Origin of the sequence: Dysosmobacter sp., assembly GCF_052306735.1 — a bacterium.
Classification (GTDB): Bacteria; Bacillota; Clostridia; order Oscillospirales; family Oscillospiraceae; genus Oscillibacter.
Window position 1 is genome coordinate 30187 of sequence record NZ_DAWBAJ010000017.1, and the last position, 13495, is coordinate 43681.

Below are 13495 nucleotides of genomic sequence, written 5' to 3' on the forward strand. Positions count from 1 at the left end.
GCGGACGGGGTGGATTGGTTATTTCAACGTGACCACGGTGACGCCGGACTCGCCCTCGCCGTAGACCCCCAGCCGGAAGTCCTTGACGGCCTTGTTGCGCCGCAGGACAGCGTGGACGGCCTTGCGCAATGCGCCAGTCCCCTTGCCGTGGATGATGGTGACGGTGTCCAGATGGCCCATGACGGCGGCGGAGAGGAAATTCTCCACCACGCTCTCCGCCTCCAGGGTCTCCAGGCCCCGGATATCCAGCTCCCGGCTGGCGGAAGTGCGCAGGGCACGGTCCGCATTCTGCCGGATGGACACCGAGGGATTTTTCTTCCGGGCGGCCCGTTCGTCGTCCTCAATGAGCCGGACCTCATTTGCCTTGGCTTTCATCTTCAGCACGCCGGCCTTGAGCTGCAGCGTGCCGTCCTTGCCCACGGAGACCACCTCCGCCGGGGTCCGCACGCCGGGGATCTCCACCAGATCGCCCTCCCGGATGGGACGGCTGGGCTTGGGGATGGGCTCCTGCCGGGCATCGTGCTTGCTGATGGCGTCCTCCGCCTCGTTGAGCTTGCGCCGCAGCGCCGCCCGGGCCTCGTTGTCGTTGAGGGCCCGGTCCGCCTTGGCCTGGGCCTTGCGCATGTCGGAGAGCTCCTGGAACACCTGGTCCGCGGCGGCCCGGGCATCCCGGACGATGCGTTTGGCCTCCGCCTCGCCCCGGCTGCGGGCATTATCCTTGGCCCGCTCCATCTGCTCCCGGAACTCCCGGGCCTTGCGGGCGTCCTCCTCCCGCTGGCGGTAGAGACGCTCCGCCTCCAGCTCCTTTTTCTCCAGTGCCTGGCGCTTGGCCTCCAGTTGGGTGAGGACGTCCTCGAACCGGACGCTCTCGCCGCTCATCTGGGCCTTGGCATCCTCGATGACGTCCGCAGGCAGGCCCAGCCGCGCCGAAATGGCAAAGGCGTTGGACTTGCCGGGGATACCGATAAGCAGCCGGTAGGTGGGCCGCAAGGTCTCCACGTCAAACTCGCAGGAGGCGTTCTCCACCCCCGCCGTGGTCATGGCAAAGGTCTTGAGCTCGGCATAGTGGGTGGTGGCGGCGGCCCGGGCCCCCAGGGAGCGCACCCGCTGGATGATGGCGATGGCCAGCGCCGCGCCCTCCACCGGGTCCGTACCGGCTCCCAGCTCGTCGAAGAGGATGAGGCTGCAGCGGTCCGCCTCCCGCAAAATGCTCACAATATTGACCATATGTGCCGAGAAAGTGGACAAACTCTGCTCGATGCTCTGCTCATCGCCGATGTCCGCCAGCACCCGCTCATATACAGAGATGACGCTGCGGTCCCCCACGGGAATGTGGAGGCCGCACTGGGTCATGAGGGTCAGGAGGCCCAATGTCTTGAGGGTGACGGTCTTGCCGCCGGTGTTGGGGCCGGTGATGACCAGGGTGTCAAAGGTGTCCCCCAGCTGGATGTCGATGGGCACCGCCTGCTTGGGATCCAGCAGCGGATGGCGGGCCTTGCGCAGGTAGATGACCCCGTCCCGGCGGACCTCCGGTCGGGCGGCCTCCATCTTATAGCTCAGCTGGCCCCGGGCGAAGATCACGTCCAGGTGCACCAGGGCGTCGTAGTCCCACTGGATATCCTCCCGGTGGGCAGCGGCCTCGGCGGAGAGTTCTGAGAGGATCCGCTCAATCTCCTTTTGCTCCTTGGCCTGGAGCTCGATATACTCGTTGTTGGCCTGCACTACCCCCATAGGCTCCACAAAGAGGGTGGCGCCTGTGGAGGAGATATCGTGGACCAGGCCCGGCAGATCCCCCTTGTGCTCCGCCTTCACCGGCACCACAAAGCGGCCGTCCCGCTGGGTGATGATGGTCTCCTGGAGGATCTTGGCGTAGCTGGGAGAGGAGATGACCCGCTGGAGGATCTGGCGGCTCTTGGCCTGGGCCGAGCGCATGTGCCGCCGGATATCCGCCAGCTCAGGGGAAGCGGCGTCCGCCACGGTGTCCTCGTCAGGCAGGCACCGCTTGATCTTCTCCTCCAGGAAGCGGTTGCCGTGGAGGGACAAAAACAGGTGGTCGATGGCTGTTTTCTCTGCCGCGTCGACGTTGAAGTACTCCTTGCACCGGCGGGCGGCGGTCAGCAGGTCCGCGATGGTCAGCAGCTCGTGGGGATTGAGGCTGCCGCCCCGGTCCGCCCGGTCCAGAGCCTCCGCCACCGGCTTGACGCCGGAAAAGGAGGGACTGCCCCGCAGACCCATCATCTGCCGGGCCGCGTCCGTCTGATCCAGCAGGCGCAGTACCTCCTCCGGCTCCGTCTCCGGCCGCAGGCGGCGGCAGCGGGCCTTGGCCTCTGCGCTGACGGCCTGCTCCGCCAGAAGCTCCAGCACCCGGGGCAGCTCCAGGGTGCGGATGGATTTTTCAAACAGTTCGCTCATAGCTCTATCTCCTGTCAAGGGGTTTCACTGGATGGTCATTCATAAAGATAAGGGTTGGGGATTTCCAGCACCCAGGGCATGGTGTGCTCGAATTCCATCTGGAAGCAGGGCCGGGGGAAGTCGTCGGGCAGCAGGTCGCAGTCATTCTTGAAGCCAACGGAGAACCCCGCCCCCAGATCGTACCACCCCGCCGGGAACACCTCATAGTCCCCGGGTCGGGAGGAACCCTCCAGAACGGTACCCACCAGATGGTACCACCCGCCGCCGGAGAGGTCTTTCTCCGTGCCCTGGTAGTACATAAGCTCCCCCGGCTTCTCCGGGTCCAGGCCCAGCGCGTCAAAGAAGTCCCGCACCGCCTGAGGCAATTTCCCTACCGCCGCTGCAAAGTTCCGGCACCCGTCGCACTCGCAGGTGATCCAGGGCCCGGGATGGGCGGCGTAGTACGCCCGGGTGGCTTCCACATCCACCGCTAGGCGGTAGTTGCCCAGGACAAATTCTGTCATGTTTCGTTCCATATCGTATAATTCTATCAAAATAATACAAATTGTATCTTATTGAGCAGGCAAATCCGGGGGCTGGAGGCTCTTGTAGAAGTCCAGGGTCCGGAATCCCCGCTCCAGCTGGGCGGCCAGAAATGCCTCCGCCGCGCCCGCCAGACGCTCCATGGCCTTGCCCTCCAGGGTGAAGCTGTAAAGCCGTTTGGGATCCCCGTAGACGATATGCCGCAGCGCCGCCAGAGAGTCCCGGCAAAGGGGCATGGAGAGGGCACTCTCCTTCACGCCGCACTTGCGGCAGCGCAGTACACCCTGCACCACATCCAGCAGCGGCTCCTCCGGGTCCGGGCAGCCGCAGTAGGCGCATCCGTCTGCCAGAGGCTCGTAACCGGAAAGGCATAATAGCTTCAGCTCAAAGGCCGCCTTCACCAATGCGTGGGGCCGGTGCAGGGCGGAGAGGGCATAGAGCCCGTTGAGCAGGTGGCGCAGCAGCTCCGGCGCCGGAGACTCCTCACTGGTAACGGCCTCCGTCAGCTCCGCGAAGTAAAAGCCCAGGGCCATGGCCTCCAGATCCCCCCGCAGGCCGTTGAACAGCTCCAGTGTGGTGCCCTCGTTGGCGTAGTACCACTCCCCCTTTTGGTAGAGGGTCCACTCGGACCACACCAGCGGCTGGGCCGCAGCAGCAAATTTACAGCCCTTGCGGCGGGCGCCCCGGGCGATGACGGCGATGCGTCCCCGCTCCGCTGTCAGCACCGTCAAAATTTTGTCCGCTTCCTTGGTCTGCGTCTCCCGCAATACGACGCCCCGAAGCACCAGATACGGCGTGGACGCCACGTGCGCTCCCTCCCTATGTAGCCGGGGACAAGGCCCCGGGATCGTTTGGTTCACTGTGCGGCAGGGGGCTGATCGCCCTCCTCCGCCGTCCGGTAGAGCATGTAGGCCAGCGGCTCTCCCGTCATACAGAACAGTTCCCAATAGGATTCGGCGTCCATGTCTGAGACCTCCTTTTAGGGATAGTCTTCCGAAAAACGTCGAATCCTATGGGTGGAAATATGCGGATGCAGCTTCAAAACATAACGCCGCCTCCGGCCTTACTCGTCCTGATAACCGAAGCTGCGGACATAGTTCATGTTGTCCCGCCAGTTTTCCTTGACCTTCACCCAGGTCTCCAGATACACCTTGGTGCCCATGAACTTCTCCATGTCGTGGCGGGCCAGGGAGCTGACCTTTTTCAGCATGGCCCCCTGCTTGCCGATGATGATGCCCTTGTGGCTGGCCTTTTCGCAGTAGATGGTGGCGTCCACATCGATGACGCCGGAATCCCGCTCGGAAAAGCGGTTGATCTCCACAGCGGTGCCGTGGGGGATCTCCTTATCCAGGCAGAGCAGCAGCTTCTCCCGGATGATCTCCCCCATCACCTGCCGCTCCGGCTGGTCGCTGGTCTGGCCGTCCGGGAAGAGCTGGGGGCCCTCCTGGGCGTACTTGCGCAGCTCGTGCATGAGATCCTCCAGGCCGGAGCCCTTGTGGGCGGAGATGGGGATGATGGCGTCAAAGCCATCCCAGGCCTCGTTGTAGGCGGCGATCACCGGCAGCAGCGCGGCGGGCTCCACGGTGTCGATCTTGTTGATGCACAGAATGCAGGGGATGTGCTCCTCTCGGATGCGGTTGATGAGGGAGAGCTCCGGCCCGCCCACATGGGCGATGGGCTCCACCAGCAGCAGGGCGCAGTCCACGTCGGAGAGGCTGGAGGTGACGACCTTCACCATATACTCGCCCAGGGCGGAGCGGGGCTTGTGGAGGCCCGGGGTGTCCAGCAGGATATACTGGGTATCCTCCCGGTTCACCACGCCGTAAATCCGGTTGCGGGTGGTCTGGGCCTTGTTGGAGACGATGGCCACCTTCTCCCCCACCAAGGCGTTGGTGAGGCTGGACTTACCCACGTTGGGCCGTCCGCAGACGGTGATCATGGCGACGTTTTTGATGTTAGACATAGGTGATCCTCAACTTTCTTTGATTTGAGCAATTATTTGTATGAAGTTTTCAGCTGGAAACGATTTCTTTTACCGCTCCAGTACCTTTTTCAGATACTGGCCCGTGAAGCTCTCCGGGCAGGCGGCCACTTCCTCGGGGGTGCCGGTACAGACAATGGTGCCGCCGCCGTCGCCCCCCTCGGGGCCCAGGTCGATGAGATGGTCGGCGCACTTGATGACGTCCAGGTTGTGCTCGATGACCACCACGGTGTTGCCGGTGTCCACCAGGCGCTGCAAAACCTCCAGAAGCTTGCGCACATCGTCGCTGTGAAGGCCGGTGGTGGGCTCGTCCAGAATATAGATGGTGCGGCCGGTGGCCTGCTTACTGAGTTCTGTGGCCAGCTTCACTCGCTGGGCCTCGCCGCCGGAGAGCTCCGTGGAGGGCTGACCCAGCTTCACATACCCCAGGCCCACGTCCTGGAGGGTCTGGAGCTTGTTGCGGAGCCTCGGCAGGGCGGAGAAGAACTCCACCGCCTCGTCCACCGTCATCTCCAGCACGTCGGCGATGCTCTTGCCTTTGTAGCGGACCTCCAGGGTCTCCCGGTTGTAGCGCTTGCCCTTGCAGACCTCGCAGGGGACGAAGATGTCCGGCAGGAAGTGCATCTCGATCTTCAGCACGCCGTCGCCGGAGCAGGCCTCGCACCGGCCGCCCCGGACGTTGAAGGAAAACCGGCCCGGGCCGTAGCCCCGGCTCTTGGCCTCCGGTGTGGAGGCGAAGAGGTCCCGGATGTCGTTGAAGAGGCCCGTATAGGTAGCGGGGTTGGAGCGGGGCGTGCGGCCGATGGGGCTCTGGTCGATGTCCACCACCTTGTCCAGGTGCTCGATGCCCTCGATGCGATCGCACTTGCCGGGATGGACCTTCATGCGCATGAGCTCCGCCCCCAGGCGCTTGAAGAGCACCTCGTTGACCAGCGACGACTTGCCGCTACCCGAGACGCCGGTGACCACCGTGAAAGTCCCCAGGGGGAAGGTAACGTCAATGTGCCGGAGGTTATTCTCCGCCGCGCCGATGACTTTCAGGAATTTCCCGTTGCCTGCCCGGCGCTCCGTGGGGACGGGAATCTTCTTCTTTCCGGAGAGGTACTGACCTGTGAGGCTATTGGGATTTGCCATGACCTCCTCCGGCGTGCCGGCGGCCACCACTTCGCCGCCGTGGACGCCGGCGCCGGGGCCGATGTCGATGAGGTAGTCGGCGGCGCGCATGGTGTCCTCGTCATGCTCCACCACCAGGAGGGTATTGCCCAAGTCCCGGAGATTTTTCAGCGTGGCCAGGAGCTTGTCGTTATCCCGCTGGTGCAATCCGATGGAGGGCTCGTCCAGGATATAGAGGACGCCCATCAGGGACGAGCCGATCTGGGTGGCCAGGCGGATGCGCTGGCTCTCGCCGCCGGAGAGGGTGGCGGCGGAGCGGCTGAGGGTCAGGTACCCCAGGCCCACAGACTGCAAAAAGCCCAGGCGGGACTTGATCTCCTTTAAGATCCGGGCGGCAATGCGCATCTGCTGTTCTGTCAGTTCCAGCTTTTCACACCAGGCAAGCTCGTCGGTGACGGACATCTCCGTAAAGGAGAAGATGTCCAAGTCTCCCACGGTCACCGCCAGAGACTCCTTTTTCAGGCGGCGGCCCTTGCACTCCGGGCAGGGGCACTCCCCCATGAGCTCCTCCAGCTCCTTGCGGCTGGCGTCGGACTGGGTCTCCCGGTAGCGGCGCTCCACGTTGTTGCAGATGCCCTCAAAGGGCTGCTGCAAGACCCCCTTGCCCCGGGGCTGGTCGTAGTGGAGCTCCAGCTTCTCCCCGCCGGTGCCGTAGAGGATGATATCCCGCACCGCCTCCGGCAGCTCCTGCCAGGGGGTGGTGAGCTTGAAGCCGTATTTCTTGGACAGGGCGTCAAAGTACATCCGGGAAATGCCGTCGCCCCGGATGTTGTTCCAGCCGCTGGCCTGGATGGCCCCCTCCAGAATGGAGAGGGTGGGGTCCGGCACCACCAGGGTAGGGTCTACCTTCAGCTGACTGCCCAGGCCCGTGCAGGTGGGGCAGGCGCCGAAGGGATTGTTGAAGGAGAACATCCGGGGGATGAGCTCCTCGATGGAAATGCCGCAGTCCTCGCAGGCGTAGTTCTGGGAGAACATCAGGTCCTGCTCCTCCCGCAGGAGGTTGATGACCACCAGTCCCCCGGAGAGATTGGAGGCGGTCTCCACACTGTCCGTCAGGCGCTGCTGGATGTCCGGCCGGATGATGAGCCGGTCCACCACCACCTCGATGGAGTGCTTCTTGTTCTTCTCCAGCTTGATCTCCTCGTCCAGCTCGTAGAGGTTCCCGTCCACCCGGACCCGGACATAGCCGGAGCGCTTGGCGTCCTCCAGCACCTTGGCGTGCTCGCCCTTTTTGCCCCGGACCACCGGCGCCATCACCTGGATGCGGGTGCCCTCAGGGAGGGCAAGCACCTGGTCGATGATCTGGTCGATGGTCTGCTGGCGGATCTCCTTGCCGCACTTGGGGCAGTGAGGCGTGCCCACCCGGGCCCAGAGAAGGCGCAAATAGTCGTAGATCTCCGTCACCGTGCCCACGGTGGAGCGGGGGTTCTTGCTGGTGGTCTTCTGGTCGATGGAGATGGCGGGGGAAAGTCCCTCGATATAGTCCACATCGGGCTTGTCCATCTGGCCCAGGAACATCCGGGCATAGGAAGAGAGGCTCTCCACGTACCGCCGCTGGCCCTCGGCATAGATGGTGTCGAAAGCCAGGGAGGACTTGCCGGAGCCGGACAGGCCCGTCATCACCACCAGCTTGTCCCGGGGGATGGTGACGTCGATATTTTTCAGGTTGTTGACCCGGGCGCCCTTGACGATGATCTTATCCTGCATATACGTGTTTGTCTCCTTTTGTGTTTCATGGAAACGCGCTATACCGGGGCAGCTGAAGGTTCCCGCCTCCCGGTGCGTTTCGATTCACTCCACGATGAGGTCTGCCGTTTCGGCTCCCAGCAGTTCCAGCAGGGGGCCGGGAGCCAGTTCTACCTGGGCGCCGATCTTTCCAGCGGAGATATAGATGGTCTCATAGTCCGTCACCGTCTTGTGAAACACGGTGGGATAGTGCTTCTTCATGCCCACCGGGCTGCATCCGCCCCGGATATAGCCGGTGACGGCGTTGATCTCCGCCACGTGCAAAAGCTCGATGGACTTCTCCCCCACCGCCCGGGCGGCTTTTTTCAGATCCAGATTCTCCGCCACCGGCACCTCAAAGACATAGATGCCCTTGGAAGCGCCACGGGCCACCAGGGTCTTGAAGCCCCGGGCAGGGTCCTGCCCCAGGGCCTGGGCTACATGAACGCCGTATTCCCGGGTCCCCTCGGGGCCCTGGCTGTCCTCGTAGAAATGGGCGGTGTAGGGGATCTTCTTCTGATCCAGCACCCGCATGACGTTTGTTTTTTCTTCCTTATGCTTTGCCATACTTTACCTCAAAATATACACGCCGGCCAATACGCACACGATTCCGGCGGCGGTGAGGGGGCTCATGGGCTCCCCAAAGAGCACCACCCCTGCCACCGACGCCACCACCGGCTCCAGACTTGCCAGGATGCTGGCCTTTCCCGCCTCCACCCGGGCAAGTCCCCGGGTATAGAGGATGTAGGGCAGCACCGTGGAGCACACCACCAGCCCCACCGCCGTCAGAGCCAGGGAGGGCTGGGCCAGGGCGGCAAGCTCCGCCGGGCGCACCAGCGCCAGGGAGGCCACGCCCGCAAAGACGAAGGTCCACACGGTGACGGTCATAGGGCCATAGTGGGCCAGGGCGTACCGGCCGAAAATGCTGTACAGAGCGTAGAAAACCCCCGCCCCCAGTCCCAGCGCGATGCCGCCTCCCGTCACCGTCAGCGCCCCGGAGAACACACCGCACACCAGGGCGCAGCCCACTAATGTCAGCCCCAGGGCCAGCAGCTTCTTTTTGGTGACGGGCTCCCGCCACAAAAGGGCTGAGAGCACCACCACGATGGCCGGGGCGGTATAGAGCAGGATGGACGCCACCGCCAGGGAGCAGATCTCCTGACAGGAGAAATAGCACACAGTGAAGAGCACCACGCTCACCACCCCGGTGCCGAAAAAGTACTTCAAATGCTGCCGCTCCACATGGAACACGGAGCGGTCCCGGAGGGCCATCACCGCCAAGAGCAGCACCAGCCCGCCGCAGTTGCGCACCACCACGATGGAGTACGGGGAGAGGCCCCCGGCCATCAGCCGCCGGTTCCAAACCCCGATGATGCCCCACAGGGCCGCAGCCGCCAGAATGCTGGCCGCCGCGCCCCGGGGCGTTTTTTTCGTCTCCGTCTCCATGGCCGCCTCACTCCTCCGGCCAGACGTCGCCGTTTCCGGTGGGCGTGTAGTAGAAGGTGTCGTTCATGACGCAGATGACGATATCCGGCTGGTAGTCCGTGATATAGTCCCGGAGGGTCTTATCGGTATAGTGCCGCAGGTCCAACGAGCGCATCTCGTCAAAGGAGGTGTAGAGCAGGGTCTCCAGAGCATTGGTGAAGGAGTCCCCGAACACCAGCACATCCGGCAGTTCCGGCCGGTTGGTCTCCAGGATGGTCTCCCCAAAGTCCCCGCCCATGTAGAGATTGTAGGTGGTGGGCAGCTCCTCCGCCGCCGGGAGCACGTAGAGGGGCTTGTCCGAGAGCTCCCCGTTATCGTACCGGGTGTAGGCAATGGGGTCTTTCAACTCCGCGATGACCGCCCGGTCCTCGTTGGGCCAGAGGTTATAGAGCTTACGGTTGCGGGAGCCGATGTAGGGGTTGGGCAGTTCCCGGAAGGTGAAGTCCTCCTCCGTCAGCACCGGCAGCTCCCAGCCGTCCGCCGCCAGGGTGTCCAGGATGGAGCGGTAGGCGGCGTAGGCGCCGTAGTAATTGTAGTGGTGGTCCACGGTGGAGTAGAAGTCCGCCGGGTGGCCCAGGTCGTCATAGACCTCCCCCATGTCCAAAAAGGCGATGCCCTCGTCCTCCAGGGCCTCCCGGAAAATGGTGTCCGCCGCCTCCGCCTCATTTTCGTGGTTGTTGAGATAGTCGGGGAACTCATCCTCGAAGTAAATGCGCTGCTCCGGGAAGCCCACGAAGTAGAAGCTGCCGCCGCAGTCCTGGATGTGTTGGTTCAGCTTGGAGAAAGGCACCGCCATGGAGTCCACCGTGGCCTCGTAGGCGGCGGGGGTGTACTCCGAATAGTCCAGGAAGGGCAAGAGCACATCCTGCGTGGTGACGATGTCGTTGACCACCGGACGGTGCAGCACATCCATGGAGAGGAAGGTATCCATCTTCAGGAGGGTAGCCCGGCCGGGGGCATGGTCGGAGTACCAGGTCTCCAGGCTCTGGGCCCAGCTCCCGTCCAGGATGCCCTCCGCCGTGATCTCCGGCCACTCCGCCAGGGCGCGGTTTTCATAGTAGGCGGAGGTGTTGTTTTTGGAAAAGAGCAGCGTCCCGGCGGGCACCGCCAGGATCACCGCCAGAAAGCAGGCCAGGAAGGCCACTTGGGCAAAACGTTTCATGAATGGGCCCTCCTCTTTAGAACTGGAAATACAAGAACGACGTAAAGGTGGCGCTCAGCAGCCGCAAAATGGACAATGCCAGCAGCACCCCCGCCAGGAGTTTCGGCCCCCAGAGAAGCACGCCCCGGGTAAGGGCGGTATCGGCCTTTGTGAGCTTTCCCTCCAGCCAGGGCTTGACGGGCAGGGCCGCCGGGATGGCTAGGATCCACTCCCACCGGAACTGCAACAGGTAGTAGGTGGTCTCCCCGCTCCAGGCACCGCCGGGGGCAAAGCCGAACATGCCGGCGATCATCTGCCCGGCCTGGGTGAGGGTGGCGGAGCGGAAGAACACCCAGCCCACGATCACCAGCACCAGGGCGTAGAGGTGGCGCACCGCCCCCGGCAGCTTTTCCAGCGCCTTGCCCCAGAGGAACCGCTCCCCCAGCAGCAGCGCCGCGTAATAGAGGCCCCAGGCCACAAAGGTCCAGGCGGACCCGTGCCACAGGCCCGTCAGCATCCACACCACCAGGATGTTCACGATCTGGCGGCCCCGGGCGCAGCGGTTGCCGCCCAGGGGGATGTACACATAGTCCCGGAACCAGAAGGAGAGGGTCATGTGCCAGCGGCGCCAGAACTCCCCGGCGGAGCGGGTGATGTAGGGATAGTTGAAGTTTTCCGGCAAGCGGAAGCCGAACACCCGGCCCAGGCCGATGGCCATGTCCGTATAGCCGGAGAAGTCAAAGTAGAGCTGTAGGGTGTACCCCACGGCGCCGATCCAGGCAAGGCCCACCGTCAGCCGGTCGCCGGAGGCAAAGGCCGCGTCCGCCGCCTGGCCCAGGGCGTCCGCCAGCAGCAGCTTCTTGGCAAGGCCGAAGCAGAACCGGGTGAGGCCCGCTGTTACGTCCTCCAGGCTCTCCCGCCGCTGCCGCAGCTCCGCCGCCATGTCGCCGTAGCGGAGGATGGGGCCCTGGATCATCTGGGGGAAGAAGGCGAAGTACAGCGCCAGGCGGGGCAAATTCCGCTCCGCGGCCACGGTGCCCCGGTATACGTCCACCAGGTAGGAGATGCCCTGGAACGTGTAGAAGGAGATGCCCGCGGGCATCAGGATCTCCGGCACCGTCACCCCAAGGCCCAGGGCGTTCAGATTCTCCAGCAGAAAGCCGGTGTACTTGAAGTAGGCCAGGATGCCCACGTTCACCACCAGGGAGGCCATGAGCCACCCCTTCCGGTGGGATCGTCCCGGCGCTACCAGCAGTCCGCCGCCCCAGTAGAGCAGGATGCTCAACACCAGGAAGGGCACCATCCGCACGCCGCCCCAGGCATAGAAGGCCAGGCTGAACACCAGCAGCACCCAGTTGCGCCCGGTGCGCCAACGGGCGGGCAGCAGAAAGTAGCACACCAGCACCGCCGGCAGCAATCCGAATAAAAACGCCATTGAGTTAAAGGCCATGGTTTTGCGTCTCCTTTGTGGAAGGTTGCGGACCCTACGGCAGATACCGCAGTGCCCAGATGTAGCCGATGAAAATCAAAACAGGGTAAACCACCCAGCCGATCCGCTGCATCATCAGGTAAAAATCCGACGGCTCCGGATCCCGGACGTCGCACATGTGCTGCCAGTAGAACAGGGCCAGGGGGAACGCCGCGTCCAGCGCCAGCACCAGAGAACAAAGGAGCATCACGGCATAGAGCGCCCAGCTGCCCCGGGCCGTCAGCTCCGGGCCGTTGCCTAACCACACCACGTCCTGTATGTTCAGGTCCAGAGGGCTGCTCTGCCCCACACTCCCCACCGTGATCTCCCCGAAAGCGCCCTGATCCCACCGGCCTTGGGTATCATACCAGCCCGCTTCACTGGGCTTGACCTTCCGGTCATAGCCGCCGGTAAAGAGCACGGCCTCGTTTTTCGTGATACGAATGCCGTCCACCATCTCCCCCTGGGCAAAGCCGTCCACCGCCAAAATGGGTGCCAGGGGGTATTCCATCCGGTAGACGTCACTGCCGCCGCTTTCCGTCTCGCAGCTAATGACGGTGACGGTGTCGCTCTCGGTCCGGACGGAGAGGGAGACCTGCTCCCCGTGGAGCTTTCCCGCGTAAGTCACAGTGTCCGCAGTTTCTGTGGGTCTTAAAAGGGCGCCGTCCAGCAGGAGGCCGGGGTGGAGCTTGGAAACGATCATCAAAATTCCAAACACCACCGCCATGACTGCCAGGGCCAGCAGAACGATCTTCTGTAATCGGGTGCGCTCTTCTTCCATAACGTCCTCCTAATCAGGGCACTGGATTTCAAGGGAACACACTGGCTTGTTTCACAAAATCATCACGAACGTGCCGGCGGTGATGAGGGCGCCCCCCAGAATGGTCTTGGCGTCCACCTGCTCATGGAGCACCACAAAGGCCAGCACCAGGGAGATCACCACGCTGAACTTGTCCACCGGCACCACCTTGCTGGCGTCCCCCTGCTGGAGGGCGTAGTAATAGCACAGCCAGGAAAGACCCGTGGCCACCCCGGAGAGCACCAGAAACAGCCAGCTGCGCCCCGAAATATTGGAGATCTCTCCGATTTTTCCGGTGATGAGCACGATCCCCCAGGCCATCACCAGCACCACCAAGGTGCGGATGGCAGTGGCCAGATTGGAATTGACATTTTCAATGCCGATCTTGGCCAGGATAGACGTGAGGGCGGCAAACACCGCCGACAGCATGGCAAATACGAACCACATGATACCAACTCCCCGTTTGATTTATTTATCTCCGGGCCATCCCGAGGGACGGTCGTGGATCCCTGGTCGGTTGCGTTTCACTGGTACATTGGAGCGCGCTTTCTGCCGCCGGGAAGCCCCTTACTTCTCCCCCCGCAGCTCAATGATCCGGTCACGCAGCACAGCTGCGTACCATCCCACTCGGCTTCGCGGGCGGGAGCCCTGTCATTTCACCAACCGGCCGGAAGTGAATTCCGTCCGGTTCAAGGCTTTGCCTCCGGCAAAGCGCTTGTACGCCGGACTCCCGGCGGTTCGAGTCCGTGGCCCGAGTCTCCCGGTCCGGGAAGGAAGCTACTTTTCCCC

At 63.3% G+C, this 13495-nt stretch carries 11 protein-coding genes; all 11 read right to left on the reverse strand.

Annotated elements, in window-relative coordinates:
• Positions 1–18: 18 nt before the first annotated feature.
• Positions 19–2412, reverse strand: coding sequence for an endonuclease MutS2 (locus ACT67G_RS06235; RefSeq protein ID WP_443663527.1), 2394 nt, complete (start codon positions 2410–2412; stop codon positions 19–21).
• Positions 2413–2447: 35 nt separating this feature from the next.
• Positions 2448–2915, reverse strand: a complete 468-nt coding sequence (locus ACT67G_RS06240; RefSeq protein ID WP_443663529.1) for a hypothetical protein — start codon at positions 2913–2915, stop codon at positions 2448–2450.
• 48 nt (positions 2916–2963) lie between these two features.
• A complete protein-coding gene (recO, locus tag ACT67G_RS06245; protein ID WP_443663531.1) occupies positions 2964–3740 on the reverse strand; it encodes a DNA repair protein RecO in 777 nt (258 codons plus the stop codon).
• Positions 3741–3997: 257 nt separating this feature from the next.
• Entirely contained in the window at positions 3998–4897 is a 900-nt protein-coding gene (era, locus tag ACT67G_RS06250) for a GTPase Era (protein WP_443663533.1), read from the reverse strand.
• A gap of 69 nt (positions 4898–4966) precedes the next feature.
• Positions 4967–7795, reverse strand: coding sequence for an excinuclease ABC subunit UvrA (uvrA, locus tag ACT67G_RS06255; RefSeq protein ID WP_443663534.1), 2829 nt, complete (start codon positions 7793–7795; stop codon positions 4967–4969).
• Positions 7796–7879: 84 nt separating this feature from the next.
• Positions 7880–8380, reverse strand: coding sequence for a Cys-tRNA(Pro) deacylase (gene ybaK, locus ACT67G_RS06260; protein ID WP_326214941.1), 501 nt, complete (start codon positions 8378–8380; stop codon positions 7880–7882).
• 3 nt (positions 8381–8383) lie between these two features.
• A complete protein-coding gene (locus ACT67G_RS06265) occupies positions 8384–9259 on the reverse strand; it encodes a DMT family transporter (RefSeq protein WP_443663536.1) in 876 nt (291 codons plus the stop codon).
• A gap of 7 nt (positions 9260–9266) precedes the next feature.
• The gene (locus ACT67G_RS06270) at positions 9267–10460 is read right to left on the reverse strand and encodes an alginate O-acetyltransferase AlgX-related protein (protein ID WP_443663537.1); all 1194 of its coding nucleotides are present in this window, start codon (positions 10458–10460) and stop codon (positions 9267–9269) included.
• 16 nt (positions 10461–10476) lie between these two features.
• The gene (locus ACT67G_RS06275) at positions 10477–11889 is read right to left on the reverse strand and encodes an MBOAT family O-acyltransferase (RefSeq protein ID WP_443663539.1); all 1413 of its coding nucleotides are present in this window, start codon (positions 11887–11889) and stop codon (positions 10477–10479) included.
• 34 nt (positions 11890–11923) lie between these two features.
• Positions 11924–12688 carry a hypothetical protein gene (locus tag ACT67G_RS06280; RefSeq protein ID WP_443663541.1) on the reverse strand — a complete coding sequence of 255 codons (765 nt, stop codon included), beginning with the start codon at positions 12686–12688 and terminating at the stop codon, positions 11924–11926.
• Between the two features lie 51 nt (positions 12689–12739).
• A complete protein-coding gene (locus ACT67G_RS06285; RefSeq protein ID WP_326214936.1) occupies positions 12740–13153 on the reverse strand; it encodes an EamA family transporter in 414 nt (137 codons plus the stop codon).
• Between the last annotated feature and the right edge of the window lie 342 nt (positions 13154–13495).

Bases quoted from the DNA above. Each gene is read 5' to 3' on its own strand.
- ACT67G_RS06235 (WP_443663527.1), bottom strand. From the start codon at position 2,412: ATGAGCGAACTGTTTGAAAAATCCATCCGCACCCTGGAGCTGCCCCGG.
- ACT67G_RS06240 (WP_443663529.1), bottom strand. From the start codon at position 2,915: ATGACAGAATTTGTCCTGGGCAACTACCGCCTAGCGGTGGATGTGGAA.
- era (WP_443663533.1), bottom strand. From the start codon at position 4,897: ATGTCTAACATCAAAAACGTCGCCATGATCACCGTCTGCGGACGGCCC.
- uvrA (WP_443663534.1), bottom strand. From the start codon at position 7,795: ATGCAGGATAAGATCATCGTCAAGGGCGCCCGGGTCAACAACCTGAAA.
- ybaK (WP_326214941.1), bottom strand. From the start codon at position 8,380: ATGGCAAAGCATAAGGAAGAAAAAACAAACGTCATGCGGGTGCTGGAT.
- ACT67G_RS06265 (WP_443663536.1), bottom strand. From the start codon at position 9,259: ATGGAGACGGAGACGAAAAAAACGCCCCGGGGCGCGGCGGCCAGCATT.
- ACT67G_RS06270 (WP_443663537.1), bottom strand. From the start codon at position 10,460: ATGAAACGTTTTGCCCAAGTGGCCTTCCTGGCCTGCTTTCTGGCGGTG.
- ACT67G_RS06275 (WP_443663539.1), bottom strand. From the start codon at position 11,889: ATGGCCTTTAACTCAATGGCGTTTTTATTCGGATTGCTGCCGGCGGTG.
- ACT67G_RS06280 (WP_443663541.1), bottom strand. From the start codon at position 12,688: ATGGAAGAAGAGCGCACCCGATTACAGAAGATCGTTCTGCTGGCCCTG.
- ACT67G_RS06285 (WP_326214936.1), bottom strand. From the start codon at position 13,153: ATGTGGTTCGTATTTGCCATGCTGTCGGCGGTGTTTGCCGCCCTCACG.